The following is a 25,837-nucleotide window of genomic DNA, read 5'->3' as shown; positions in this document are numbered from 1 at the left end:
CAATATGCAGTATAACGAAGTAGGCGGCAAAAGTAGCTAATGCCACAGAGATAAAAAATATAGCCGTCTTTACCATTTTGTTTAAGGAGCAGCACAAGTAGGGCTTTATTACATTTTGTGCTCTTTTCCTTTTTATGTTTTATTTTTGGCTAAAAAAGTAATTTGAGCAAAAAACAAATACCTCCCTTAGAGCCAGGTGATTATTATTTTAATGAACAAGGGCTTATGGTGTTTACACAAAAATATCACTTAAAACGGGGTCATTGCTGTAAAAATGGCTGTTTGCATTGCCCTTACGGGTTCAGTACCAGGAAAACCAAAGGCTAGAAACGAAAAAATATTTGCAGACCATTTGAATTTTAAAGCTGAAGTCCGTACATTTGCACTCCCTTAGAATAAACTGAAAAAATAATAATGGCACGAGTTTGTGATATAACTGGAAAAAGACCTCAGGTTGGAAATAATGTTTCGCACGCGAACAATAAAACAAAGCGTAAGTTTTACCCAAACCTGCAAAAGAAAAGATTTTACATCCCTGAAGAAGATGCTTGGATTACTTTAAAAGTATCTACATCTGCTATCAGAACTATCAATAAAAACGGTATTTCAGCTGTTTTGAAAAAAGCAGTTGCTGACGGCTATATCGTTTACTAATTAACCTTAGTTTCTTTGCTAACTCAAACAGCAGCTACTAATAGCTTCTGGTAGGGGAGTAGGTTAATTTTGTAAAAAGAAGGTATTAACAGCGGCGGAGTTAGAGTTTTAAATTCTAACTCCGCCGCTGTTTTATTTAGGCTTTTTGTTTCTGCAGGAAGGAAAAGGAATTATCCTTTTTCGGTGTTGGTTTTCTTTGGCGCTAGCCCTGCAATGGCCGGGCCTTCCAGAACTTCGCCATCAATGCTAAACCTGCTGCCGTGGCAAGGGCAGTCCCAGCTTTTTTCGGTATTGTTAAAATGAACAATACAGCCCATATGTGGGCAAACTGCTGAAACTACATGTAAATTGTTTTGTTCGTCGCGGTAAGCTGCTACTTGTCCTGTTCCTACGCCAACAGTTGCGCCTTCGCCTGGCTTAATTTCATTAAATTTATCAGCATCGCCACCGGTTAAATAATCCTTAGCCAGTTCATAAGCCACATTTATATTTTCTTTCGCAAATTTTAATGCTGAAGCCACCGGGGTAAACCTGTTGGCGTCGTAAATTTTTCCCCACGGATTGTCAATGCCCTGGATCTGATCGGCAATAATCATGGCCGCTAGTGTACCATACGTTAAGCCGTCAGCCGAGAAACCGGTGGCAATGTAAATGTTAGAATTTTTCCCGTCTGGCCCAATAAAAGGTAAGCTATCCGAAGGTTTGTAATTCTGGGCCGACCAGGTAAAGGCAATGGAGTCAACGGAAAAGCGGGTGCGGATGTATTCTATTAGCTTTTGGTAATTTTCTTCGTTATGTTCTTTCTGACCCACTTTATGTTTCTCGCCCAGCATCAATAAATAGGTGCCGGTTTGGTCGGTATAAGTCCGGATAGAAAGGTGCTGCATCATGCGCATGTTCCAGTATATACCTGGGTTTGGATAAGGCTCTTTTAACCGAGCGGCAATGGCATACTCGCGGTAAGGCCCCATGGTGGTGTGCACACCGTAAATGCCTTTTGGCGTATGCGTAGCCATAATTATTTGGTTGGCTGTAACGGTATGACCATTTTCGGTGCGTACGGTGCAAGGAGAGCCGTTATTAAATTCTACGGCTTTCGTATTTTCGTATATCTGACAGGTAGGGCTTTCAATTTTTTTAGCGAGTAATTGAGTATACCGCAGGGGATTAAACTGGGCCTGGTTCGGTACATAAAAAAAAGAGTCCGTAGTAAAAGGAAAATTGGCCGGAACCTCTTCACTTATGGGTAAGCCTGCTCTTTTTACAGCTTTTCTTTCTTCTTCCACATTCAAGTCATTTTCGCCGGGTTCAGTAAAGAAAAACCAGGGTACTCTTTCAAAATCACAATCTAGCTGGTAATCCTGTACCTGTTTCTGGATAAAGTCTATGGCTGCCGAACGGGAAGCGGCCACCTTTTCCAATACCTCCTGATTAAACTTTGTTTCGACGGTATGCAACCGTTCCCCAACTGGAGCATATAGATTGCCAGTGGAGGAGCCGGTAGTGCCTTTGGCAACCTGCCAAGCTTCTAAGACAGCAACTCTTTTACCGGCCTTAGCTAAAATAGAAGCAGCAGTAATGCCGGTTATGCCACCGCCAATTATAGCCACGTCCACTGTAATATCATTGGTTAAAGTTGGAAAGGAAGTTTCTTCCGAACGGTTACTCCAGATAGATGTTGTGCTCATATTTCCTGTATTTATAGTCTTTCATACTCATACTTATTTTTATTAGTTAGAGATTTAAAAGTGGAAGAATAAATAAAGGATGAGCAAAAAGTAAAATAGCCCGGTAAGAGCCGGGCCATTTACAGATAGGCGTTTTCAGGTTGGGGTTATTCTACCTCTACTTCCTTGGTAGCAAATAAAGTAATTTGTTTAATAATGTTTTTTAACCCGGCATATAGCACAATGTCCGTAAACATTTTAAACTCGTGTTTGTAGCCCTCCAATAACCCCAGCTTCTCTGCCTTATAGGTATTGGTAGCTGACCAGGGTATCCACCGAACGTCGCGTTTATGGCGTTGCATGTAAAGGTTAATTGCCAGTTCTATCTGGTAGCCATTTACCTCTTCATTTAGAATTTTGATGAGGTCTTGTTTTTTCACTATTCGCTCCCCAGATAATAAGGTGTCGCCGCGGTCAAATTTTACAAACCAAGGGGCATTAATTCTTCGTAGAATTACCATATCCAGGTTATGTTGTGCTATGGCCTGAATAGCTTTTTCAACTTCGGTTTTATTAATAGACTGTAAATCAGCATCCATTAATAAAATATTCTCATTTAAAGCCGCTAATACCCCATGCCGGATGGCATCGGTTTTTCCCTGGTTTTCAGGTAACCTTATCAACTCTACAGTAGGATAATTTTCGGCAATTAAATCAGCTGTATTATCCGTAGAGCCATCGTCAATACAAATTACCTGGGTTATATTTTTTATTTGCGTAACTACTTCAAGTACCTGAAAAACACGGTAACCTTCATTATAAAAAGGGATAATACATGTGGTGTTCGCGTTTAGTAGCATAGGTTTCTTTTCATAGTATTATTTTAATTAAAGGATAAGCTTGCATTTGTGGGAACAAAACTACTTATAATAATGACTATTACAAATGCTCTGTATTGTACCTTTTTTTACTTATAAAGTTATTGTTAGAATACAATTATTTTTGCCCCTCCGAAGTGCTTCAGAAAGAAAAATAAAAACGGATGCAAATCGGGGATAATCTGAACCAGAAAAAGACTAAAGTTTTTTAATTAATGCTTATTGCTATTTGTGATTTTTTCTCCTATCTTTGCAGTCCCAAATAAAATATTGAGTTTGAGATGGCTAAAAAAGGAAACCGCGTACAGGTAATAATGGAATGTACGGAGCAAAAAAATTCCGGTGTACCGGGAACGTCCAGATACATCACTACCAAAAACCGGAAAAACACGCCGGAGCGTTTGGAGAAGAAGAAGTATAATCCGAACCTGAAAAAAGTAACTGTACATAAAGAGATTAAATAACCATGGCTAAGAAAGTAGTTGCGACCCTGAAAACCGCGACCGGTAAAGACTGGGCAAAAGTGATTAAAGCGGTGAAGTCACCTAAAACAGGTGCTATCACGTTTAAAGAAGAAATGGTGCCTGTAGATAAAGTACAGGAGTTTTTGGCTGCAAAATAATTGCTCCCAATTAGGTTAGATAATTACAGGAAGTCCCGCAGGTATCGGGACTTTTTTGGTTTGTATATTATTTAAAAAATTAAGTTTTCAACGGCATTGCGAAAAAGCGACTATGGGAATTTTTGACTTCTTCAGTAAAGAGAAAAAAGAATCACTGGACAAAGGATTGGAAAAAACCAAAACCAATTTTTTTGACCAGTTGAGTAAAGCAGTAGTAGGGAAATCTAAGGTAGACGAAGAAGTTCTGGATGACTTAGAAGACATGCTGGTGCACTCCGACGTGGGCGTTGAAACTACTATAAAAATTATCCGCCGGATTGAGGATCGGGTAGCTCGTGATAAATATGTGGGTACATCTGAACTTGATCGTATTTTACGCGAAGAAGTGGCGGCACTCCTAGACGAAAGTTATTCGGGAACAGCTACCAAAGAATTTGTGCTGCCATCAAACATAAAGCCTTATGTAATTATGGTGGTAGGCGTAAATGGGGCGGGTAAAACTACTACTATTGGTAAATTAGCTGCTCAGTTTCATAAAGCCGGTAAAAAAGTTGTTTTGGGGGCGGCCGATACTTTTAGAGCTGCTGCCGTAGACCAGTTAATTATCTGGGGCGACCGGGTTGGCGTGCCGGTTATTTCGCATGGCATGAATACTGATCCGGCTTCTGTTGCTTTTGATGCTGTAAAAAAAGGCGTTGAGATGGAGGCTGATGTGGTAATTATTGATACAGCTGGCCGTTTACACAACAAAGTAGGCCTTATGAACGAGCTTACTAAAATTAAGCGGGTCATGCAAAAGTTTATTGACGCAGCGCCGCACGAGGTATTACTGGTTTTAGATGGCAGTACTGGCCAGAATGCGGTAATACAAGCCCGTGAGTTTACTAAAGCTACCGATGTTACAGCATTGGCCATAACTAAATTAGATGGTACGGCTAAAGGTGGTGTGGTAATTGGTATTTCGGATGAGTTTAAAATTCCGGTTAAATACATAGGGGTAGGTGAGAAAATTGATGACCTGCAGGTATTTGATAAGCACGAGTTTGTAGACTCCTTGTTTACAAAATAATTCTTTCCCTACAAGAATATGCCGGCTCTCGTTCAGCTTTTGTTAAGCACTTTGCTTTTTTCATGTGCCGGTCCTGTCGCTTCTTTTCAACAAGCATCTTCCTTGTCGCAAGGCATCAAGGGTAATATTGTTGTACTGGAAGGTAACTTAATGCCTGGCCTGACCAGAAAGAATAATACCGCAGTATCTTCTGTTGCCAAGAGCATAACTCCCCGGGAAATTTATGTTTATGAGCTTACCAATTTAAGGCAGGTAAAAAGAAATGGTACTTTTTATACTAATATTCAAACTAAATTGGTAGCTAAAGTTGTTTCTACCTCAACTGGAAATTTTCAGGTGGCCTTACCGCCGGGTAAATATTCTTTATTCTCGAAAGAACCTGATGGATTTTTTGCTAATTTATTTGATGGAGAAAGTAACATTTTTCCGGTAGAGGTGAAAGCCCAAAAGGTAACTCCGGTAGAATTTAAAATTGATTATAACGCTGTATATTAACAGGTGAAAGTTAGAAGTTTAAAAAAAGATAAGGTAAACGTTATTACGCTGGGTTGTTCTAAAAACCTCGTTGATTCGGAAGTATTGATGGGGCAGTTACGTGCCAACGATATGCAGGTAGCCCATGAATCAGAGAAAAACGATGCCAATATAATTATTATTAATACCTGCGGGTTCATTGATAATGCCAAGCAGGAATCGATTGATACTATTTTGCAATATGCCGACGAAAAAGTAGCTGGCAATATTGACAAATTATACGTTACCGGGTGTTTATCGCAGCGCTACAAAGATTCGTTAGAAGCTGAAATACCGCAGGTAGATGCTTATTTTGGTACTTTAGAACTCCCTCAGTTATTAAAGACCTTAGAAGCGGATTATAAGCACGAATTAATTGGCGAGCGATTATTAACTACCCCAAAGCATTATGCTTACTTTAAAATAGCTGAAGGTTGTAATCGCCCGTGCTCGTTCTGTGCCATTCCGTTAATGCGGGGCAAGCACGTAGATCGTCCGATTGAAGACCTGGTAAAGGAGGCAAAGCGTTTAGCTTCTATGGGTACGAAAGAATTAATTTTAATTGCTCAGGATTTAACGTATTACGGTTTGCAGCATTACGGCGAGCGTAAACTAGCCGACTTACTACGGAATCTTTCAGATGTTAATGGCATTGAATGGATCCGGATGCAATATGCTTATCCGTCGCAGTTCCCGATGGATGCCTTGGATGTAATGGTTGAGCGCGAGAATATCTGTAAGTATTTAGATATGCCCTTGCAGCATGTTTCGGATAATATGCTGAAAACCATGCGCCGTGGCATCAGTAAACGCCGTACCATTGAATTGGTAGATACTATTCGCCAGCGGGTACCAGACATTGCTTTGCGTACTACTTTAATTGCCGGACACCCGGGCGAGACCCAGCAGGATTTTGAAGAACTGTACGATTTTGTGGAGAAAACCCGCTTCGATCGCCTAGGTATTTTCACGTATTCGCACGAAGAAAGCACCCATTCTTATTCTTTAGCCGATGATGTGCCGGCTGAAGTAAAACAAGAACGTGCCGATGCCATTATGGAGCTACAGCAAGGAATTTCGCTTGAGTTAAATGAAGAGCGCATTGGGCAAACTTATAAGGTATTATTCGACCGGAAAGAAAGTGGTTATTATGTGGGTCGTACTCAGTACGATTCGCCGGAGGTAGACAACGAAGTGTTGGTGCCGGCAAATAACCATTATGTGCGTCTGGGCGATTTTGCTAACGTACAGATTACAGAATCTTCGGATTTTGATTTGTACGGCGAGATTGTAAACTAAAGTTTACTTATAACAAAGACCAATCCTCATCCTGAAAAGATGAGGATTTTTTATTTTTAATAACTTATTCCGGAAATATTGAGTAACAGGCAGCGAGGGGAAATTATTTAGAGATAAAAATTTCTTATCTGTAATTATAAAATATTGCTGTTACTTTGTGCTTTGCGGATGCACTAGTTTCTATTGAAAAAAGAATGAAAATTTCTAAAATAGATTATCGCGCTACCGGCGCTTTTTCTTCCCTGTTAACTGATTATATTGCCCAGGACCCAAAGTTAACCCCATTTTATAATCGCTATCCTGCTCTTGAGAATTTCAAGAGCCAAATGCAGGAAAAGCAGTTTTCAGGGGAACAGCGGACAAATTTAATCAATTCTCTGCAGCGGCAATACGCATCTGTTTTAAATATACAGGCAGAGGTTCAGCAAAATCTGGAACTGCTGAAAAAGCCCACTACCTACACGGTTACTACCGGGCACCAGCTCAATATTTTTACCGGACCGCTTTATTTCGTCTATAAAATAATAAGTACCATTAACTTGGCTAAGCAGTTAAAAAGCGCTTACCCGGAATGTGATTTTGTGCCGGTTTATTGGATGGCCACCGAAGACCATGACTTTGCCGAGGTAAATCATTTTACTTTATTTGGTAAGCCTTATTCCTGGGAAACAGATCAGAAAGGTGCTGTGGGGCGGTTTTCTACTGAAAGTATGTCTGAATTACTGGCTTCCTTACCAGAACATTATCCTTTATTTGAAGAAGCCTATACACAATCGGCAACTTTAGCTGATGCTACCCGGGTAATTACCCATGCATTGTTTGGGCAGTATGGTTTAGTGGCAATAGATGGGGACGATAAAGAATTAAAGCAGGCCTTTAAACCAGTTATCCGGAAAGAATTACAGGAGCAGAGTTCCCAAAAATTAGTAAACGAAGTAAGCGATAAATTAGCGGAGCATTATAAACCACAGGTAATGTCGCGGGAAATAAACCTGTTTTACCTGGATGAAAATCTACGGGAGCGCCTTGTACTGGAGGATGGACAATATAAAGTGTTAAATACTACTTTAACATTTTCACCAGCGGAAATAGAAAAGCTCATAGAAGAAACGCCGGAAAAGTTTAGCCCAAATGTAATTTTACGCCCACTCTACCAGGAAATGGTTTTACCCAATCTGGCTTATATTGGGGGAGGAGCGGAAGTAACTTACTGGTGTCAGCTAAAAGGGGTGTTTGATGCGAATGGCGTTACCTATCCTATGGTGATGCTTCGCAATTCGGCTTTGTATATTTCCAAGCCCAATGCGAATCGCCGGCAGAAGCTAAACCTGAGTATTGAAGATTTATTTAAAGATACGGCTGCGCTTAAAAAGCAAATTATGGCTCAGTTTGAACAGGAAGAACTAACCTTGGAAGCAGAGCGGAAGCAAATAGAGTCTGTTTTTGAACAAATAACACAACTGGCCAATAAAGTAGATCCTACCTTAGCCAAAACAGTAGCCGCCGAAGCCCAAAAGACCCAGAATTCGCTGATGATGCTGGAGAAAAAGCTGGTGAAAGCAAACGAAACCAAATACGAAACCTACTTCAGTCAGCTGACCGGCCTAAAAGAGAAGTTGTTCCCGAACGGAACTTTACAGGAGCGGGTAGATAATCTGTTAACCTACCAAACCAATAATCCAGAATTTATTCAGAACCTGATAGAGGCTTTTAACCCATTAGAAAATAAATTTACCGTTCTGGAAGAAGAATAAAATGCTGAAAACAGTATTACGCCAGGATATGTTACAAAAACGGGCGCAATATGCTGCGTCCGAAACAGCTGATTTAAGTAAACAGATTTGTGAGCAATTCTTTGGCGCTTTCCGGTTAGAAGCTATCAAAGTCCTGCATGTTTTTCTGCCCATTGAAAAGCATAATGAGGTAAATACCTGGTACATCATCCGGAAGCTGCAGGCAGCTTACCCGCATATAAAAATAGTAGTGCCGGTATCTAATATAGCCGATTTTTCGCTGACTCATTTTGTTTTAACGCCTGATACCATTCTGAAAGTAAATAGATGGGGTATACAAGAGCCGGAAGGAGCAGAGGAAGTAGATGCCCATGAGATAGATATGGTGTTGATCCCGTTGTTAGCTTTTGATTTACAAGGTCATCGGGTGGGATACGGGAAAGGTTTCTACGACCGGTTTTTATCTGCATGCCGACCAGAGGTTTTAAAAATCGGATTATCTTATGAGGCATCTATCCACCAGATTACCGATACGCATCCAGATGATATAGCCCTGGATTTTGCCGTTACCCCAACCAGCGTATACAGCTTTGCTTAATTGGGTTATGATATAAGGTGTATTTCCTGGTATTGTATCGGTGCGGTTCTAAAAGCACTTAATAATCCTTGTTGTGAGATATCAGATTTAATCAATTTTTTATACGGAATGGTAATGGTAAGCTCTTGTATAAAAGGGAAAGGTGTTACCTGAATTTGATTTTCAGATAACCAGGTAGCTTGTATGTTCTTGCCGTTGGTAAAGGAAAAGAAGCTGGAGCTGGGGATACCATTCTTAAACCAGGAGATATTATCCGTATTTGTGGCTCCGGGTTGAATTAAACATACATATAAAGAAAGATTGTCGCAGAACTTTAAGAGCTGCAAATAATAGTTTAATACTTCTTCCTGGACAGGAGAAAAGATTTGAAGTTCCTTTTTTAGTCGTTGTTGCCGGGCTTTTTCAAAGTCGATGAATCTCTGGCTGCCTGTACTAATAGCTGGGTCAATAAAGGAATAGTAATGCAGGCTGCAGAGCAAACCAGCATAAGGATCCATGACTTCTACTTCCTCTATCCCAAGTTTATAATGTGCTAATTTGGGGTTTTGTGGGAGTTCTACAAAAGAATAGGGCTTTTTAGCTTTATCATCCCAGAAAGGATTTTCGTCTAAATTTATCCAGCCCCTATCATGGTGGTAAATCGCCAGTATTACTTTGTCCCGCCATTCTTGCCCAGTAAAATAAGCTGGGTTCCAATGCTCCGCCATTACTCCTGATACCTGGGCGTGGTCGTGTTGCTGAATCAATAGAAAATGATCATTTGTTTCCCGCAAGAGCATACCTTATCAGATTAAAAAATACACGCTCAGATAGAAAAGGACCTTAATTTTTAATAGCTCGGGTCATTTCACGCTTACCGGCTGGGCCCGCTAAAGCCTCTAATGTAAAGCCAGCTGCTTTCAGGCTACGTTTAAAGCTACCTTTGGCGCAATAACTTACCAATACGCCTCCGGGTACTAAAGCTTGGTATAATCTGGCAAATATCTCGTCTGTCCAAAGTTCTGGCTGCTTTTCAGGGGCAAAGGCATCAAAGTAAATAAGGTGGTAATAGTTATCCGTAAAAGTGTAAATAGTTAAGTCGTTTTCTACCTTTCGCAGTTCAAAGTTAGGCGTTACCGGTACTGGTTCATGCCACGGGGACGTATGCAGTATTTGTAAGTACTCCATTAACTCAGGGTTCAGAATAAATTTTTCAAAATGCATATCTGCAATAGTAGCTGCTGTTACCGGAAACTTTTCCAGAGCATCGTATTGAATGGTTTTATTGGGGTGTAATAAAGCATGTTGTAAGGAAAGCAATGCATTTAGACCCGTACCAAATCCAATTTCCAATAAGCGTATTTCCGGATGTTGCGATAAAATATATTCCAGTCCCGCCTGAATAAAGACATGCTGCGATTCTTGTAGAGCACCATGTACGGAGTGATAATGCTCGTTTAATTCCGGAACATATAAGGTAGTAGAACCATCCTTGGTTTGCCTGATTTCTGTTTTCACAATTTTAAGTATTAGGTCCTGTTTATTTAAAGCAAGTATACAAGGTAATTCTTAACTTTCTGCCTTTAACTTGTATTTACGAAATATGGCACGCATCAACATTGATTTACCTGCTACATTTACTTTCGCTACCACTATTTCGGTTCGCGTTTCGGATATAAATTACGGGGGGCATATGGGTAATGATGCACTACTTTCTATTTTGCACGAAGCCCGGATGCAATTTTTGCAAAAGTCTGGCTACTCCGAATTAGATGTAGCGGGCAAAAGTTTAATAATGGCTGATGTGGCCATTGCGTATAAAGGGGAGGCTTTCCGGGGAGATATGCTAACAATACAAGTAGCCGCTCAGGATTTTAACAAATACGGTTTTGATGTGGTTTATGAAGTGAAAAACCAGGACCTAAAACTAATTGCTTTGGCTAAAACCGGAATGGTTTGTTTTAATTACCAAAACAGGACAATGGTATCTTTACCAGTAGAGGTAGAGCAAAAATTATCAGGCTTTTAAGCCTTTTCATGCCTTCAGAAATAAATTTTAAATTCAAGCAAACTAGCTGATTATAAGCCCATATTGGCACGATTTTTAAAGTTTATAACTACAATTAGTTATAATTTTTTAGGGTATGTCAATCATGGATAAGGCTAGTTTTAAACGATATATAGAAAAGTTGGAGCAGGAACGGGAAGAATATATTTCGCGTTTGAGCCCTGAAGGTCAGGAAGAATATCGGCGGAAAGAAAATGATTTAAATGAAGGCTTAAGGAGGAAAAATAACTCAGACACGAGTGCAAATAATCAGAATAAATAAAAGCTGTTTATTTTACCTTTAGTATCTGCCCGGTTAGTTCAAAATTTTCATTCTGAATTTTATCTTCTCTCATAAAAGCAAAATACTTACTTATAATCTTTAAGAAAGGAAGAACTCATGAAAGATGATGCTTCTCGTAAGATGAGGCAATTTCTTCCTTGGGTTCTTTAAGTTAAATTGAAATTGCCCGCTAACTCTTCTAATTGAGAAACAAGCTTTGATAGATGATAAGCATTAGCCTTATTTACTACAAGTAAATGAAACTAAAGCCCTATATTTTTTGTAATTTTGCTATATGGAAGCCACTCAAATAAAAAAAGATATCCGAAAATTTTCCCTGGACGAGCTTAAAACCTGGTTTGTGGAGAATGGAGAAAAGCCTTTCCGGGCCAAACAGGTATACGAATGGCTTTGGAAGCATGCAGCACAATCATTTACTGAAATGAATAATGTGTCGCTGGCTTTACGTGAGAAACTAGATCAGAATTTTGCTATAAATATAGTAACTGTTGCTAATCACCAACGGAGCAATGACGGTACTATTAAATCAGCTTTTAAGTTGTATGATGCCAATATTGTGGAAGGCGTTTTAATTCCCCATGATGAACGCATGACGGCTTGTGTATCCAGCCAGGTAGGTTGTTCCTTAACCTGTAAGTTTTGTGCTACTGGTTACATGGAGCGTAAGCGTAATCTGGATGCAGCTGAAATTTATGACCAGGTAGTGCGCATTAGCGAGCAGTCGCAGAAGAATTATGGTGTGCCGCTTACCAATATTGTGTATATGGGTATGGGTGAACCCTTGCTTAACTATGCAAATGTGGTAAAAAGTGTGGAGCGTATTACCGCGCCGGATGGATTGAATATGGCAGCGCGACGAATTACTATAAGTACTGCCGGTATAGCTAAAATGATAAAAAAGTTGGCTGATGATGGCGTAAAAGCAAACTTAGCTCTTTCGTTGCATGCTGCTAACGATGTGAAGCGTAACGAAATTATGCCGATAAACGAATCCAATTCGTTAGATGCACTAGCTGAGGCGCTTACGTATTACCATCAGATTACAGGCCGTAAGGTAACGTACGAATATATTGTTTTTGAAAATTTCAACGATTCTTTACAGGATGCCGAAGAGCTATTACGGTTTACCCGCATTATTCCGTGTAAAGTTAATTTAATAGAATATAACCCAATTGCTGCGGCCTTATTCCGGAATACCGACGATGACCATTTATCTAAGTTTGTGCATTATTTAGCCGATAGAGGAGTCCAGGTAAATGTGCGAAGAAGCCGAGGGAAAGATATAGATGCTGCCTGCGGACAGCTCGCCACTAAAGAAAAACAGCTCGCCTAAAAGCGAGCTGTTTTTCTTTAGTATTAGATACACGGTTTGTTTCGGATACAGGTTTATAAGCGAAAGTATTTTTAAATAAATATCCTATAGATTTACTTGTCAGGCAGGTTTTAGGTAAAGTACTCCAAAGGGTTAAGTAGGCCTAAAAGAAAAACAGCTCGCTTAAAAAGCGAGCTGTTTTTTTCTATTTAATTATCCACCACAATAATTAAATCACCTATACAAATAGGACTCTTCATTTCCGGTAAAAACTTCAGGTTATTTTTCTGAAGACCAGAACTATATCTTTATTTAATTTTTTGCTCTTTTGTTTTTGATTATCGTTGAAACGACAATTATTAATTGAACAGTACAAATATACGATATTTACTAATAAAGTTGCAAGTAACTTAAAATATTTTTAATCCTTATTTTGAAAATTTAATATTTTCATAATACCATATATGTTTTTGAACCTGATATTTAGGTTAAAAACATATAGACCTATTTACATTAAAAATTTCTTATACCTGCAGGTTATTTATTAAACTCTTCCAGTCTCAGAATGTTGTATTAATCCCCATGAAAATTTTTTGCAGGAATGTGTCTATCCCTATTGCCATCTATCGGAGCAAGCGTGAGAATCGGTTTAGGGTAGATATTGAGTAGGAATGGCGTAAAAAATAGTTTTAGACTAAAAAGTTATAGTACCACTATCGTCACGAGAATCTAAAAAAATAAGTTTAAATTTTGATCTAGTTTTCTGTAGCAGGGAGCTTGGGTAAATAGCTTTTGGTGATGCTTAATCAGGCTCCCTGCTAAATTTAGCTTTTAAGCTAAGGCCATTTGTTTTAACTGGTCAAACTCCAGCTATATTTTGTTTTTAACCTCTAGCGGCTGGAGAAAACTACAACTGAAATAACTGTTTTTAGTTGCTTTAACTAAATACCCTTTACCACGGCTATCTTCTTTTATAGGAGAAGCTAGCGCATTAGTATCCTTTACTTCCTTGGTACAAGAGTTCAGGGTAACTAATAGGGCAATAAAAATAAGTACGTGCAATACCAGGTTTGTAACAGAAGAAAACTCGCGTTTTTGTTTAGCAGATAATTTAATCATGTAAAAAGAACTAAGGTTACTATCTACATGATCCAATAACTAGCTTTACCGTTGCACGGTAAACAAAATATTTTTCATTTTACCGAAAGATTATTCTTTACGAAAACGACCTTCAGATTTTGGACGACCAGCCTTAGAGTCATCACTGTCTTCGTGCTGCACTTCCCGAATCTCAATTTCTACGGCGTGTGGTTTTGGCCTTATTTTTTCCCCAAAGGTATTGGCATATTGTTGCGTAAATTCTGATCCAAAAAAGATTATTAATGAAGAATAATAAATCCAAACCAAAATAATAATTACCGATCCGGCTGCGCCATAAGGAGATGCTACATCACCCCTGCCAATATACCAGCTGATTAAAAATTTGCCAATAACAAAAAGTAAGGAAGTCAGAAAAGAACCTACCCAAACATCTTTCCAGCGAATAATGGCATCTGGCAGATATTTGTATATCAAAGCAAAAAGAAAAGTTATAAAAGCCAGTGATACAATTATGTTGAGGATATGAATAAAAATAATAGCAATGGTTGGAAAAGTTTGTTGTAAGTAATCAGTGAATAAAGTCAGAATAGCACTAATCAAAAGTGAAACCAACATCAGGAGCGCAATACTTAGTATAAGCCCGAAAGATAGAAATCTGTCTTTTAATATTTTGACAATATTATTAGTGGGTTTAGCTCTTACGTTCCAGATACTGTTAAGCGAATCCTGAAGCGTAATAAAAAAGGTGGTTGCAGCAAAAATTAGCGTGCCTATACCTATGGTAGAAGCAATTCCGCCTTTGCCTGATTGGTTAATATTCTTTATCATATTTTGTATGGAGGCCGCCGCATCGGCTCCTACCATACTTCCTAGCTGACTTTCCAATTGACCGGAAACAGCCTCCTCGCCCCATATGGCACCAGCAGCTGCAATAATGATAAGCAATAAAGGAGGCAAAGAGAATATAGTGTTGTACGCTAACGCGGCCGCCAACCGGAAAGAGTTATTCTCCATGAATTGCCCAACGGTGTTTTTAGTTAGTTGCCAGATGTCTTTTAAGGTATAATGTGCCATTGCCTCTTAATATCCTTGTATTTCAGAAATATAGTAGAATGAAGTTGTTACGATTGTAGCACACTTTAGTTAGTTATAATATTGTTAGCTCGCTGGTGTTAGTATACCTCAGAAGTATTTAATACATTTATTGTCTGGGAGCTATCCTTTAAAATTCCTGATTTTCAGATGATACACATTTATAATAAGCTAAGCCAAAAGATATACTGGCCAGTGTTTTTCATGGTGCTTTTATTTTCTTTTTCAGGCAAGGCTCAGGATGCTAATAATGCCACTGACTCCGATAAAAAAGCTGTTGATATTGCCACTAAGGTTATTAAAAATATGGGCGGAACAGACGGCTGGAATAAAACCCGTTACATTGCCTGGACCTGGCGTAACCAATATCATGTATGGGACAAGTACGAAAACAAGTTTAGACTGGAGCGCGATACGTTGGTAGTAGTGGCCGATTTGAATACTAAACAAGGAAAGGCCTATAGTAAAGGGAAAGACATTTCGGATTCTCCGCAAGGGCAGAAATTAATCCAAAGCATGTATCCGGTTTGGGTAAATGATTCTTACTGGCTGATAATGCCTTTTAAACTTAAAGACAGTGGCGTTACCTTAAAATACAAAGGCGAAGGTAAAACTAAGGCCGGAGAAGAGGCCGATTTATTAGAGCTTACTTTTGAAAATGTAGGTGTTACGCCTAATAACAAATATGTAGTAGCCGTAGATAAAAAATCAGGTTTGGTTACTGAATGGTCATTCTATCGCAGTGCCACCGACGAAAAACCAGGTTTTACCCGTGCCTGGAACAATTATAAAACATACGGAAAAATAAAGATGGCTTCTGGTAGGGCAATGGACGGTGATCCAAAAATGGACATGAGCAATATTGCTGTATCCCAAAATATACCGGCAGCTGTTTTTAACAGTCCGTTGCCCATGAAGAGACTATAGAAACAGGAACGTACAAAAACAGAGCAGGCCGGATAATCCGGCCTGCTCTGTTTTTGTACGTTCTTTGAAATTAGATACGTGTTATAATTTATCTATTTGAGCCGTTAGATTGCCTTTAGCATTTACTACCGCCCGAATAGCGGTTGGCGTTAGGTAAATAGCATCCGGAACAATTTCGGTTATTCTGCCTTTCAGTAATACAGATTCATGTACCCGGCCAGATTCATCTAACGTCTTTTGAAGCATTTTATGAGCATCCTCTAACTGCGATTTGACCGGGAATGAAATTTGATTTTGGATACTCTCCACAAATCTGTTCTTAGCCAACCAGCTGGCGGTTTTTAATAATTGATCTTTGGTATCTAAATCATAATCCAAATCCCTTACCCGAATGCTGGTAGAGGCAACATCGTAATAGGGTACAGCTTTCAGGAATACTTTGCCGGCAATATTTTTAGTAAACATACCAGCCTTGGTTTTTCCAGTAACATCCAGCATCAAAACTACTTTATCACCACTTCCAGATAGTTTAATATCATTTACGGTTATTACGTCTTTCCCGTCTTCAAAGGTAAATTTTTGTCCGGCAACTTGTTCTTTTAACAACTTAGTGGCGTGGTCATAGGAGATTTCGCTTACCAGGCCAATCTGCACCACATTGCTCAAGCGGTTGTCTGTTATTAGCTTAGGTAAGTTTTTGTTTATTTTAATTTTAGGTTTACCATTGGTAATGGTTTGTAAATAAGAAGTAAAACCAATATTCAGGTGGAGTTCGCCGTTCCGGGCTACCAGCGGAGAAACTTTAATATCTTTAGGAGTTACGGTTAGCCAGGCATCCAGGTCTTTATCTAAAGGTATGGGTTGTTGCATTTGTACCCAGGCTTCTTGTATGTAATCTTTAATTTTGATGCGGTCTTGTATTTCTTTGTCCAGTTTGGCAGTAAGGGTACTCATTTGGTTACGCATGGCTGGTTCTACAAAACGCGCCAATCCAATTTGTAAGGGACCCACCGTTAATACAGGTTTGGTATTTCCCCATTCAAAGTCGCCTACCGTAACTGTTTTTACTTTATAGTCATCGCTAAAAGATAATTGACTCTCGCTCTTAATAACTAAATCAAACTCAGTATCCTCAGTTTTTTGTAAGGTAGGGCACATCTTACAGGCTGCCCACATCCAGCGGCCTTTGGCATAAATATGTAAAGGTACCGTAAAAGCAATTTTATTGCCTTCGGCTTTAACGGCTACTGCGCCATTCTTTATTACCGTTACCGCTACATTGTCATCCTGCAGGTTATCATCTTTATAAAGTACTCCGGCAAACTCTTTATTTAGTTTTTCTTGCAAGGTATTTATTTTGAAAGATACCGGTACATTAATGGTAGATAGCTTAGGCTCAAAAGTAGGGGCAGCAGCTACGCCATCGGTAGGTGCTTGCGTGTTTAAATGAGTGGACTTGGAACAACCCTGTAGCATTAAAATAGGAACAACTACAGCTAGAAGCCAGCAACGGAATAATATTTTCATACAAACAATTTTGAGACGCAAAATTATAACAATAATTATTGCCCTAAAAGAACAGATTTGGTGGCCAGATGGTTCGGGCGTATTAAAAGCAAAAAGGCTGATGAACCTCATCAGCCTTTTATTAATAAGGAAGATTGTTGTTAAAATATAATCCCAACCCGAAGACCATTATTTACAAAAGGATTTATATTAATATTTGACTCACCTTTAGCGGTAAGGATAGTATTTCCGCTTTGTTTAACTTCGACATCTTTCGCTTTGGTATAGTAGAATCCATATCCTAATTCTATCCCCGCGTAAAATCTTTTAGCAAAATAATAATCTACTCCCGCCAAGGCATTGACTCCGATTTGTGAATAAGCATCATATGAAATATTTTGGCTGTTACCATCAAACGACATTTGGCCATTTTTAACCTCATAATTGACAAATCGCCGCGTTAATTCCTGTTTTGCAAAGGAGGTGCTTAAGGCTAATTCTGCACCTAAATAAGGAGATAATCTAGTGGTGCCAGCAAAATGCTTCTCAAATCCCGGATTAATACTTAGTCCGAAGCTTTTAAAATTATTTTGGAGCCGCTCATCTTTATTAGAATTAAAAGAGCCAGAAAATCCCAAACGTAAAGCAGTGGTAGGGGAGGTGAAGTGCCTTAGTCTGATTTGATTCAATGAAAAGCCCCCGTTATTATTAAATAAATTTAAGTTAACCTCTGTGGTGTAATCGCCAGCGGTTGGTTTAAACCCATCAGTAGTGTTCTGGGCGTAAGAGGTAAATACAAACAAACTCAAAAAGGCGAATAAGAATAAAGGTTTTCTCATTGGGGGTTTTTAATTAAACATGATTTTAATTAAAAACAAAAGAACAAAAATTAAGCTATTATATATAGTTTTTTAATATATTACTTAGAAATAGTCCACTCTTTTAACTGAATAGGGCTGTTCATCAAGGCTTCGGTTAATTCTGCCTCATCCTGAAATTGCAGTTGGGTTAAGCAAATAAATTCTACGGAAACGGTAAAGTGCCTTTTCTCAAATGGCCAGGGGGTTACTTTTATTGAACCATCTTTTTGTTGTATTACATGGTATTGCACCCCATCCGGGCCTTTGCTGACTTCCAGCGTCCGTTCTGCTTCCGGTAATTGGCTCCGGCATAAAATAAGTGAAAACCGATCGCACCATTGCATCAGGTCATAAGCCTGTTGGGCTTTCTTTTTGTTTATTTTTAATTCCTTGCGCCAGCGCGCCTGGTTTTCCAATTGATTATTTAAAAATTCGTCTGTTCTATTGTTTTGCCCACGGAGCTCTTCGTATAAAAAAGATAAATGCATGGAGGTAAGTAACGCCCGCCACCGGCCCTGAAATTTTGCCTCATACATAACTTGGGTAGCTTGTTCTAAAGAAAAGGGAAGCATGGTAAAGTTGGCCGGGGCCCCGGCAGGTGTTAATCCTATCTTACCCGCCCAAAATTTTTGCCCATCATCGTGTTGGGCTATGGCTGCCAAGGTTTCTACCCACCTCTCCGGACGGTCGGCTACCCGCCATTCGAACGCTATCTGCGTGGCTAGTAAAGCATGAGCCTGCTGAAAAATTATTTCCCATCCTTCTGGTACGGCATTTACAATCATGGAGGCTTTTTTTAAGCTTAATTCTAAAATTGTAGTATTAAATCCTTGTACGGGAGATTTTAAAATGTAATGGAAGCTATTGGGGTTTTGGTATATTTGTACCTTTATGTTGCTAAACAAAACTTGTGTGGCAACGGGGGCGCCATTACCACGTTTTAACACGAAAAGGCCAAATAAATTAAAATCCAGTTTACCTGTAAGATGACTTTTGAGGAAGATCTGACCAAACGACGAATTGATGTTGCTGCCTTTGCAGCTGGAGAGCCGGAACGTTTTAACGAATGGAAGCATATGTATGCACAAATGCATCCTAATAGCTTTTATTTGGCCCTTAAAATGGTAATAAATGATGTGCGTCGTAAGTTTTGGTTAGCAGAGGCTGTTAAAGTAGTATCTCCGCCAGCGGCCGAAGCTCTTAATAAACCAAATCCGAGACGGGCAGCTATCCCGGGTGCTCCAAAACCAGCCACAACTCCTGATGCTGTACCTGAAACATCGGAGATTTCTGCTGAAATACCTGCTGCAGCGCCGCCAAAGGCCCGGCCGGTAATTCGTAGGCCGGTGGTTGGAAATGCGCCTGCCGAGCCACCTAAGTCAGAAGAAACAAAACAAGATACGCCTACGCTCGAAAATACAGGAGAAGCGCCCAAGCCGGCGGCTCGTCCAAGGCCGGTAATCCGGAAGCCAACTGCCACGCCGGCCAAACCGGAAGAGCCAACCGTAAACCCGGAACAAATAGCCAAAGACGATACCAATTCAGCTATTCCATTTCATACTAATCCGGTACCGGAAACTGAAACTACAGCACCCAAACCTCCGCGACCACGGCCAGTAATTAAACGGCCGGGAACGCCAGCTGCCGCGCCATCAGAAAATGAGAATCCTGTTGCAGCTAATTCTGAAAGCCAGGAAAAACCGGAGGAGGCAACACCTACGCAGGCTCCAACCATAGAACCAGCCGAATCAGCTGCTCCCAAACCACCCCGTCCACGACCAATATTTAAAAAACCGGCTGCCGCACCGGCACCGGAGGCAGAAACTTCGGCAAAAGAAGTTCCAAATGAAATTCCACTAGCTCCTGAGATACCAAATGTTGCACCTACTGAGCCGGCCCCTGAGGAATCTGTGGCAGCCAGGCCGCCAAGGCCAAGGCCAATAATCCGCAGGCCTACCCCGCCTGCAGCCGAGCAACCAGAACAACCACCTAGAGCAGAAGGCAATGAACCTATTGTGCCACCGGTTCCGGAAACGCCTGCCCCGGAGGAGGAGCCACGCAAGCCACCTCGGCCACGCCCTATTTTTAAACGACCCACCAAACCAGATGCGCCTGAGGAGTAATATTTTAAGGAGGACCTAGCTCTTATACTGGCAGTTTGTGGATAACGTGGTATTTACTTTTGCGTTAGAAGAAGTTAATTTTTTAAAGTTTATTTATGCAATTGCATTTTTACGATGAGGAGTTGGGGGCTGTCATCTCCGTTTACGAGGGATTTTTAAAATTTGACGAGTTTAAAGAGATTGCCAGTAGTACATTAGGCGTAATTCGCAAAACCACATCATCAAAAATCTTGGTTAATACCAGCCAGCTTAAAGTTATGGTAAAACAAAACCAGGACTGGATAAATGATGTATGGTTTCCGGAAGCCAAAAGAGCTGGTGTAAGGTATATGGCTTTTCTGGTGCCTGAAGATATTTTTGGTAAAATCAGCATGGAAGCTACCAATAAACAGGTTCTTGCGGAAGGGGAAATAACTATTGAGTATTTTGATCAAGAGTCGTTAGCACGCAATTGGTTAAAATCTGTTGGAGGCTAATTAGGCGGCGGAAGCGGATTTTTCTTTTATAACTTTAGGCTCAATGCCCAGCAGGAAGAAGTTGAGTTTTGACCGCAGATCTGACACCGCAAGGTTCCGGTAAACAATTCCATTTTGCACTAATGAAATTTGCCCGGTTTCTTCCGATACTACTAAAACCACACTATCCGTTACTTCTGTTAATCCTATGGCAGCCCGGTGGCGTAAGCCCATCGAAGCAGGAACATCATTGTTTTCAGTTACCGGTAATATACAACGGGCGGCTTTAATGCGCCCATCTGCAATAATTACGGCACCATCATGCAAGGGGCTGGTTTTATTGAAAATAGAAATCAACAATCGTTTCGAAATTATGGCATCAATCAAGTCACCCGATTCAGCGTAAAAACTCAAATCGGAGCTACGGGTAAATACAATAAGCGCCCCGATATTTTTGCCACCCAGCGTTTTAGCAGCTTCAATGAATGGCGTTAAATTTAGCCGATGATCATCATTTTTGCGCCACGGAAAGCTTTTAAATAACTTATCATTGTTAAAAGCGGTGGTCTTGCCAATCATCATCAAGAACCGGCGAATTTCCTGCTGAAAAAGGATAATGGCCGCCAAAACGCCTACTCCCATAAACTGACCTAAAATAATCGTCAGTAGTTCCATGCCGGCTGCTTTTACAACCAGGTAAAGCATGTAGATGGAAAGAAACCCAACAAAGATTTTAAGCGCTACACTACCCGTTAATACCTTGTAAAGTTGATACAATAGGATAGTAACCAGCAGAACATCTACTATATCCAGCCAGTTTATTTCTAGGAATCCTATGGTAAATAAAAGTATCAAACGGTTACGCTTCTTTTAAATAGTTTTACAGTTTGTACAGCTTCTTTAACGTCGTGCACACGCAAAATATTAGCCCCATACATCAACGCTATGGTATTTAAGGCAATTGTGCCGGCTAAGGCTTCTGCCGCATCTATACCCAGCGTTTTATAAGTCATTGATTTTCGGGATAAACCAACCAATATGGGCAATCCCAAAATTTTAAAATCATCCAGGCGGCGCAGCAGCTCATAGTTCTGATCTATGGTTTTGGCAAAACCAAAACCCGGATCAAGGATAACATCAGTAACTCCCAGCGCATGCAAAGCGGCTACCTTCTGTTCAAAATAAGTTGTTAGTTCCAGTACAATATCATCATACTGGGTTAGGCTAGTCATGTTTTGCGGAGTTCCCCGCATGTGCATTAATATATACGGAACTTTTAAGCGCGCGGCTGTATTAAACATGGCCTCATCCAGTTCTCCGCCCGAAATATCATTAATGATATTAGCTCCTTCCTTAATAGCTAACTCGGCTATACTGGCTCGGAAAGTATCAATAGAAATCAAACAATCCGGAAAAGTTTTACGCAAGGTCCGAATAGCCGGAACAACCCGGGTTTCTTCTTCCTTAACTGAAATCTCAGCAGCCCCCGGCCGGCTTGAATAGCCACCGACATCCAGCATAGTAGCTCCTTCTTCCAGCATTTTTTCTGCCCGGCTAAGCAAGGAATCAGAGCCTTTAATCCGGCTGCCTTCAAAGAAAGAATCTGGCGTTACGTTTAAAATTCCCATTATTAAAGGGTCAGTTAGTGATACTATTTTTCCATGACAGTTAAGCGTGCTCTTTCTGTAAAAAAATGTATCTTTCGCCTTCATTTTGGGTATTAGGAACAATTTCCTTTAAAATAACACTAAAAAAGTTGATTAATCAAACGCTGCAGGAATATAATCGGGTTATTAAAGCCTGTAAAGAAACCTTCATTAAAAAAACAAAAGATTATGGTACGGCCTGGCGGATACTGCGGTTACCGTCTATTACTGACCAGATTTTTATAAAGGCCCAGCGCATTCGGTCTATCCAGGAGAAAGGTGTACAAAAGGTAGAAGAGGATATTACTTCTGAGTTCATAGGCATCATAAATTATTGTGTGATAGCCTTGATGCAGATGAAACTGGCTAATAATACCGAACTGGAACTTCCGGCGGAAACAGTAGAGGAATGGTATAATCAGGAAATTGCAGAGAATATAGAACTGCTCCTGAATAAAAACCATGACTATGGTGAAGCCTGGCGAGATATGCGGATCAGTTCCATAACCGATATAATTCTGATGAAATTGTACCGCACAAAGCAAATTGAAGATAACCAGGGAAAAACCTTAATCTCGGAAGGAGTAGAGGCTAATTACCGGGATATGATTAATTATGCTGTTTTTGTTTTAATAAAATTAAACTTTGCCCCCGATGAAGCTCATTAGTAGAATATGCTGGCTATTTGTAGGCGGCCTTTTTATTTTTTCCGGTTTAATAAAAATTAATGACCCGGTTGGAACAGCCATTAAACTGGAAGAATACTTTGAGGTTTTTAGTACTGATTTTAGCCCTGCCTTTTTAACCTTAATTCCTTATGCGCTGTACTTTTCTATATTTTTAAGCGCATTGGAAATTATATTGGGGGTAGCTTTATTGGTACGCTGGAGATTACGGCAGGTGCTTGTCAGTTTATTGGCCCTGATGGTTTTCTTTACCTTTCTAACTTTTTATTCGGCCTATTTTAATAAAGTAACTGATTGTGGCTGTTTTGGTGATGCTATCAAGCTAACACCCTGGCAATCGTTTACCAAGGACATTGTGCTGCTGGTTATGATTGTTATTTTACTGCTCACGCAGCAATACCTCGTTAAAAAAAGTGGAAAAAGTACAGTTGCCGGTATGGCGGTAGCTTTGGCTACTCTGGTCTCTTTCGGATTGGGTATCTATGCCTACAGGCACGAGCCTTTTGTTGATTTCAGAGCTTATAAAGTAGGTAATAATATCCCGACGCTTATGAAGCCTTCTGCCCAGCTAAAGTATAAATATATAATGGAAAAGAACGGGCAACAGGAAGAGTTTACTGACTATCCGAAGGATACCACCTTTAAATTTGTAAAAATGGTGCCCCTAAACCCGGAAGCGGGGCCGAAAATTACGGATTTTAGTGTCTGGAACAATGAAGGGGACTTTACTCAACAAATTTTTGCCGGTAACAAACTGCTTATTATTGTACAGGACATACGTAAAACGGATGCGGATGCCTTTGTAGCGATTAATAAATTAGTTGGCGACGTAGAAAAATTAGCCGACCCTAAAGTAGAACCGATTGTACTAACAGCCAGCAGCAGCCAGGATTTTGATGTATTCCGGCACGATGTAAATTTAGCTGCTCCCTATTATTTTGGCGATGGAACTGTTCTGAAAACTATGACGCGATCTAATCCGGGGATTATGCTCTTGAAAGACGGTCAAGTAATAGGAAAATGGCATTATAACGATACACCTTCTGCTGGAACCGTAAAAGAACTCTTATGAGAATTATCAGCTTTCTGCTTAACCGCCTGGTACATGGTTTAGTAATCTTACTGGGGGTAGTAGTAGCTGTTTTTCTCTTATTTAATGTTTTGCCCGGCGATCCGGTTGCGCTTTTGGCTGGGCAACGCAACGATTTAGCTACCCGGGAAGCTTTAACGGCAGAACTAGGATTGGATAAGCCTTTGCCGGCACAACTGCTGTATTATGTAAATGACATCTCTCCGGTTTCGGTGCACGAGGCTACCGTGGCCAATCAGGAGAAGTATCAATACCATTCTTTGCTGAAAATTAGCAAAAAAGAAGTGGTCTTAAAAGTGCCTTACCTCCGGCGGTCGTTCCAAAGTAATAAGCGGGTAACGGAAATATTGCTGGACCACCTGACCGGAACCTTATGGTTGGCCGGAGCCTCTATGCTTTTAGCTACCATATTTGGAATATTATTTGGGATAATGGCTTCCCTAAAACCCCATACCTGGCTGGATCACCTGCTCATTACTACTTCCGTGTTGGGGATATCGGTTCCTTCGTTTGTGGCGGCTATTCTAATTGCGCTTACTTTTGGATTTTACTGGAGCGGTTTTACCGGATTAAAGTTAACTGGCCAGTTGTATGAAATAGATGCTTTTGCTGGTAAAAAGCTTGTTCTGCAAAATCTTATTTTACCGGCAGTAGCTTTAGGAATCCGGCCATTAGCCGTTATAACTCAACTTACTCGCAGTTCTATGATTGAAGTGCTGGCCCAGGATTACATCCGGACGGCCCGCGCTAAGGGACTAAATAATTACCTGGTAATAAAGCGGCATGGCTTAAAAAATGCCCTGAATCCAGTTATTACAGCAGTATCCGGATGGTTGGCTTCGTTAATGGCGGGTGCATTTTTTATAGAGTATATTTTTAACTGGAAAGGGATTGGAGCAGTTACTATAAATGCGGTGCAAAACCTGGATTTTCCGGTGGTAATGGGGGCCACTTTATTTATTGCCTTTTTGTTCGTGTTGATTAATATTGCCGTTGATATGCTTTATGCCTTGATCGATCCTAGGGTTAAATTATAGCAAGACGGGCCACCTAAACTTTTTAATCTTTTCTTAAAATTCCTTTTTACAATGCATAATCCAATTTTTCTTGTAGGCATGCCAGGAGCTGGTAAAACAACTATTGGGCAATTACTTTCTGCTGAACTAAACATGCCCTTTATCGATTTAGATGAATACATAGAAGCACAACAAGGTAAAACAGTAAGAGAAATTTTTGCAGCGGAAGGAGAAGTGTTTTTTAGAGAACTGGAAAAGAATGCTTTGCATGAGTTAGTTCAAAAAGCTGAAGGTGCCATTGTTGCTACTGGTGGCGGAGCGCCCTGCTTTCATAACAATATGGAATTTATGAATGAGGTGGGAACCACTATTTACCTTAAAGCGCCGGAGGAAATCTTGGTAGAAAGATTGCTCGGGTATGGTCATCGGCCCTTGATTGCCGGAAAAACACCCGAAGAAGTAAAATTATTTATTTCTGAAACCTTAAGCAAGCGTAGCCAGTTTTATGAAGCGGCTCACGTAACTTATCAGAATCCAGGACTTGATATAACAGATCTTTGCCTGTTTATAAAGAGAATAGAATCTAGTTGTTAAGTAGTATTTACAGGTATTGGCAGGATTTTGGAATATATTTTCTTAATTTTGCCGCAAGAATTTTTA

General features: G+C 40.1%; 30 protein-coding genes. 19 read left to right on the top strand and 11 right to left on the bottom strand.

Features of this window, described 5'->3' with window-relative positions; translation table 11 throughout:
- The first annotated feature begins 162 nt into the window (after positions 1-162).
- Positions 163-327, top strand: coding sequence for a C1orf53 family protein (locus tag ADHAQ_RS28300; RefSeq protein WP_169727981.1), 165 nt, complete (start codon positions 163-165; stop codon positions 325-327).
- 87 nt (positions 328-414) lie between these two features.
- Complete coding sequence (gene rpmB, locus ADHAQ_RS0104780; protein WP_026461969.1) at positions 415-654, top strand: 50S ribosomal protein L28; 240 nt, start codon at positions 415-417, stop codon at positions 652-654.
- 170 nt (positions 655-824) lie between these two features.
- Here the strand turns inward: rpmB and ADHAQ_RS0104775 are convergent, their stop codons facing one another.
- On the bottom strand, positions 825-2,342 hold the full coding sequence (locus ADHAQ_RS0104775) for an FAD-dependent oxidoreductase (protein WP_026461968.1): 1,518 nt from the start codon (positions 2,340-2,342) through the stop codon (positions 825-827).
- Between the two features lie 146 nt (positions 2,343-2,488).
- Positions 2,489-3,181 carry a glycosyltransferase family 2 protein gene (locus ADHAQ_RS0104770; protein ID WP_026461967.1) on the bottom strand — a complete coding sequence of 231 codons (693 nt, stop codon included), beginning with the start codon at positions 3,179-3,181 and terminating at the stop codon, positions 2,489-2,491.
- 299 nt (positions 3,182-3,480) lie between these two features.
- Between ADHAQ_RS0104770 and rpmG the strand changes: the two genes are divergently transcribed.
- The 7 genes from rpmG (at position 3,481) to ADHAQ_RS0104735 (ending at position 9,033) form a co-directional block, all read left to right on the top strand.
- A complete protein-coding gene (gene rpmG / locus ADHAQ_RS0104765) occupies positions 3,481-3,663 on the top strand; it encodes a 50S ribosomal protein L33 (RefSeq protein ID WP_026461966.1) in 183 nt (60 codons plus the stop codon).
- A 2-nt stretch (positions 3,664-3,665) separates the two neighbouring features.
- A complete protein-coding gene (locus ADHAQ_RS27595; protein ID WP_071781092.1) occupies positions 3,666-3,821 on the top strand; it encodes a DUF4295 domain-containing protein in 156 nt (51 codons plus the stop codon).
- Positions 3,822-3,933: 112 nt separating this feature from the next.
- The gene (gene ftsY / locus ADHAQ_RS0104755) at positions 3,934-4,890 is read left to right on the top strand and encodes a signal recognition particle-docking protein FtsY (RefSeq protein WP_026461965.1); all 957 of its coding nucleotides are present in this window, start codon (positions 3,934-3,936) and stop codon (positions 4,888-4,890) included.
- Positions 4,891-4,908: 18 nt separating this feature from the next.
- Positions 4,909-5,385 carry a hypothetical protein gene (locus ADHAQ_RS0104750; protein WP_026461964.1) on the top strand — a complete coding sequence of 159 codons (477 nt, stop codon included), beginning with the start codon at positions 4,909-4,911 and terminating at the stop codon, positions 5,383-5,385.
- 3 nt (positions 5,386-5,388) lie between these two features.
- Positions 5,389-6,702, top strand: a complete 1,314-nt coding sequence (gene rimO / locus ADHAQ_RS0104745; RefSeq protein WP_026461963.1) for a 30S ribosomal protein S12 methylthiotransferase RimO — start codon at positions 5,389-5,391, stop codon at positions 6,700-6,702.
- A gap of 194 nt (positions 6,703-6,896) precedes the next feature.
- Positions 6,897-8,456: a bacillithiol biosynthesis cysteine-adding enzyme BshC gene (gene bshC / locus ADHAQ_RS0104740; protein ID WP_026461962.1), complete on the top strand. Its 1,560-nt coding sequence runs from the start codon at positions 6,897-6,899 to the stop codon at positions 8,454-8,456.
- A gap of 1 nt (position 8,457) precedes the next feature.
- Positions 8,458-9,033 carry a 5-formyltetrahydrofolate cyclo-ligase gene (locus ADHAQ_RS0104735; protein WP_026461961.1) on the top strand — a complete coding sequence of 192 codons (576 nt, stop codon included), beginning with the start codon at positions 8,458-8,460 and terminating at the stop codon, positions 9,031-9,033.
- A gap of 5 nt (positions 9,034-9,038) precedes the next feature.
- On the opposite strand, the gene ADHAQ_RS0104730 is transcribed toward ADHAQ_RS0104735, so the two are convergent.
- Together ADHAQ_RS0104730 and mnmC2 are read right to left on the bottom strand one after the other, a co-directional pair.
- The gene (locus tag ADHAQ_RS0104730; RefSeq protein ID WP_026461960.1) at positions 9,039-9,812 is read right to left on the bottom strand and encodes a DUF3891 family protein; all 774 of its coding nucleotides are present in this window, start codon (positions 9,810-9,812) and stop codon (positions 9,039-9,041) included.
- A gap of 43 nt (positions 9,813-9,855) precedes the next feature.
- Positions 9,856-10,530: a tRNA (5-methylaminomethyl-2-thiouridine)(34)-methyltransferase MnmC2 gene (gene mnmC2, locus ADHAQ_RS0104725; RefSeq protein WP_026461959.1), complete on the bottom strand. Its 675-nt coding sequence runs from the start codon at positions 10,528-10,530 to the stop codon at positions 9,856-9,858.
- Positions 10,531-10,615: 85 nt separating this feature from the next.
- Here mnmC2 and ADHAQ_RS0104720 point away from each other — a divergent pair, with 85 nt between their 5' ends.
- The 3 genes from ADHAQ_RS0104720 (at position 10,616) to rlmN (ending at position 12,696) form a co-directional block, all read left to right on the top strand.
- A complete protein-coding gene (locus ADHAQ_RS0104720; protein ID WP_026461958.1) occupies positions 10,616-11,041 on the top strand; it encodes a thioesterase family protein in 426 nt (141 codons plus the stop codon).
- Between the two features lie 124 nt (positions 11,042-11,165).
- On the top strand, positions 11,166-11,342 hold the full coding sequence (locus ADHAQ_RS27975) for a hypothetical protein (RefSeq protein WP_157433344.1): 177 nt from the start codon (positions 11,166-11,168) through the stop codon (positions 11,340-11,342).
- A 295-nt stretch (positions 11,343-11,637) separates the two neighbouring features.
- Positions 11,638-12,696 carry a dual-specificity RNA methyltransferase RlmN gene (rlmN, locus tag ADHAQ_RS0104710; RefSeq protein ID WP_026461957.1) on the top strand — a complete coding sequence of 353 codons (1,059 nt, stop codon included), beginning with the start codon at positions 11,638-11,640 and terminating at the stop codon, positions 12,694-12,696.
- Positions 12,697-13,545: 849 nt separating this feature from the next.
- Here the strand turns inward: rlmN and ADHAQ_RS0104705 are convergent.
- Both ADHAQ_RS0104705 and ADHAQ_RS24525 read right to left on the bottom strand, forming a co-directional pair.
- The gene (locus ADHAQ_RS0104705) at positions 13,546-13,794 is read right to left on the bottom strand and encodes a hypothetical protein (protein WP_026461956.1); all 249 of its coding nucleotides are present in this window, start codon (positions 13,792-13,794) and stop codon (positions 13,546-13,548) included.
- Positions 13,795-13,884: 90 nt separating this feature from the next.
- On the bottom strand, positions 13,885-14,850 hold the full coding sequence (locus ADHAQ_RS24525; RefSeq protein ID WP_034256582.1) for a YihY/virulence factor BrkB family protein: 966 nt from the start codon (positions 14,848-14,850) through the stop codon (positions 13,885-13,887).
- 222 nt (positions 14,851-15,072) lie between these two features.
- Between ADHAQ_RS24525 and ADHAQ_RS24520 the strand changes: the two genes are divergently transcribed.
- On the top strand, positions 15,073-15,795 hold the full coding sequence (locus tag ADHAQ_RS24520; protein ID WP_051359712.1) for a hypothetical protein: 723 nt from the start codon (positions 15,073-15,075) through the stop codon (positions 15,793-15,795).
- Between the two features lie 81 nt (positions 15,796-15,876).
- On the opposite strand, the gene ADHAQ_RS0104690 is transcribed toward ADHAQ_RS24520, so the two are convergent.
- The 3 genes from ADHAQ_RS0104690 to ADHAQ_RS0104675 form a co-directional block, all read right to left on the bottom strand.
- Positions 15,877-17,322 carry a DUF4403 family protein gene (locus ADHAQ_RS0104690; protein WP_026461955.1) on the bottom strand — a complete coding sequence of 482 codons (1,446 nt, stop codon included), beginning with the start codon at positions 17,320-17,322 and terminating at the stop codon, positions 15,877-15,879.
- 140 nt (positions 17,323-17,462) lie between these two features.
- Entirely contained in the window at positions 17,463-18,140 is a 678-nt protein-coding gene (locus tag ADHAQ_RS0104680; RefSeq protein WP_026461954.1) for a hypothetical protein, read from the bottom strand.
- Between the two features lie 80 nt (positions 18,141-18,220).
- Positions 18,221-19,108 carry a DUF3891 family protein gene (locus ADHAQ_RS0104675; RefSeq protein ID WP_211240571.1) on the bottom strand — a complete coding sequence of 296 codons (888 nt, stop codon included), beginning with the start codon at positions 19,106-19,108 and terminating at the stop codon, positions 18,221-18,223.
- A gap of 39 nt (positions 19,109-19,147) precedes the next feature.
- Here ADHAQ_RS0104675 and ADHAQ_RS27075 point away from each other — a divergent pair, with 39 nt between their 5' ends.
- Together ADHAQ_RS27075 and ADHAQ_RS0104665 are read left to right on the top strand one after the other, a co-directional pair.
- A complete protein-coding gene (locus tag ADHAQ_RS27075; protein ID WP_026461952.1) occupies positions 19,148-20,284 on the top strand; it encodes a hypothetical protein in 1,137 nt (378 codons plus the stop codon).
- Between the two features lie 95 nt (positions 20,285-20,379).
- Positions 20,380-20,760 (top strand): hypothetical protein, encoded by a 381-nt coding sequence (locus tag ADHAQ_RS0104665; protein ID WP_026461951.1) that lies wholly within the window; start codon positions 20,380-20,382, stop codon positions 20,758-20,760.
- Here the strand turns inward: ADHAQ_RS0104665 and cdaA are convergent, their stop codons facing one another.
- Positions 20,761-21,594 carry a diadenylate cyclase CdaA gene (cdaA, locus tag ADHAQ_RS0104660; protein ID WP_026461950.1) on the bottom strand — a complete coding sequence of 278 codons (834 nt, stop codon included), beginning with the start codon at positions 21,592-21,594 and terminating at the stop codon, positions 20,761-20,763. It abuts the gene before it with no gap.
- Positions 21,591-22,367 carry a dihydropteroate synthase gene (gene folP, locus ADHAQ_RS0104655; RefSeq protein WP_342667266.1) on the bottom strand — a complete coding sequence of 259 codons (777 nt, stop codon included), beginning with the start codon at positions 22,365-22,367 and terminating at the stop codon, positions 21,591-21,593. The genes cdaA and folP overlap by 4 nt, the downstream gene beginning before the upstream one ends.
- A gap of 128 nt (positions 22,368-22,495) precedes the next feature.
- On the opposite strand from folP, the gene ADHAQ_RS0104650 reads away from it, so the two are divergent.
- From ADHAQ_RS0104650 to ADHAQ_RS0104635, 4 genes are read left to right on the top strand one after another with little or no spacing between them, the layout of a single operon-like run.
- The gene (locus ADHAQ_RS0104650) at positions 22,496-23,053 is read left to right on the top strand and encodes a DUF1599 domain-containing protein (RefSeq protein WP_026461948.1); all 558 of its coding nucleotides are present in this window, start codon (positions 22,496-22,498) and stop codon (positions 23,051-23,053) included.
- The gene (locus ADHAQ_RS0104645) at positions 23,040-24,143 is read left to right on the top strand and encodes a BT_3928 family protein (protein WP_026461947.1); all 1,104 of its coding nucleotides are present in this window, start codon (positions 23,040-23,042) and stop codon (positions 24,141-24,143) included. The genes ADHAQ_RS0104650 and ADHAQ_RS0104645 overlap by 14 nt, the downstream gene beginning before the upstream one ends.
- Before the next feature lie 2 nt (positions 24,144-24,145).
- The gene (locus ADHAQ_RS0104640; RefSeq protein ID WP_026461946.1) at positions 24,146-25,198 is read left to right on the top strand and encodes an ABC transporter permease; all 1,053 of its coding nucleotides are present in this window, start codon (positions 24,146-24,148) and stop codon (positions 25,196-25,198) included.
- Between the two features lie 51 nt (positions 25,199-25,249).
- Entirely contained in the window at positions 25,250-25,771 is a 522-nt protein-coding gene (locus ADHAQ_RS0104635) for a shikimate kinase (RefSeq protein ID WP_026461945.1), read from the top strand.
- Positions 25,772-25,837: the final 66 nt, after the last annotated feature.

This window comes from Adhaeribacter aquaticus DSM 16391 (assembly GCF_000473365.1).
In the GTDB taxonomy this organism is placed as follows: domain Bacteria; phylum Bacteroidota; class Bacteroidia; order Cytophagales; family Hymenobacteraceae; genus Adhaeribacter; species Adhaeribacter aquaticus.
The sequence above is the reverse complement of the archived record's forward strand: the minus strand, read 5'-3'. Positions and strand labels throughout refer to the sequence as shown.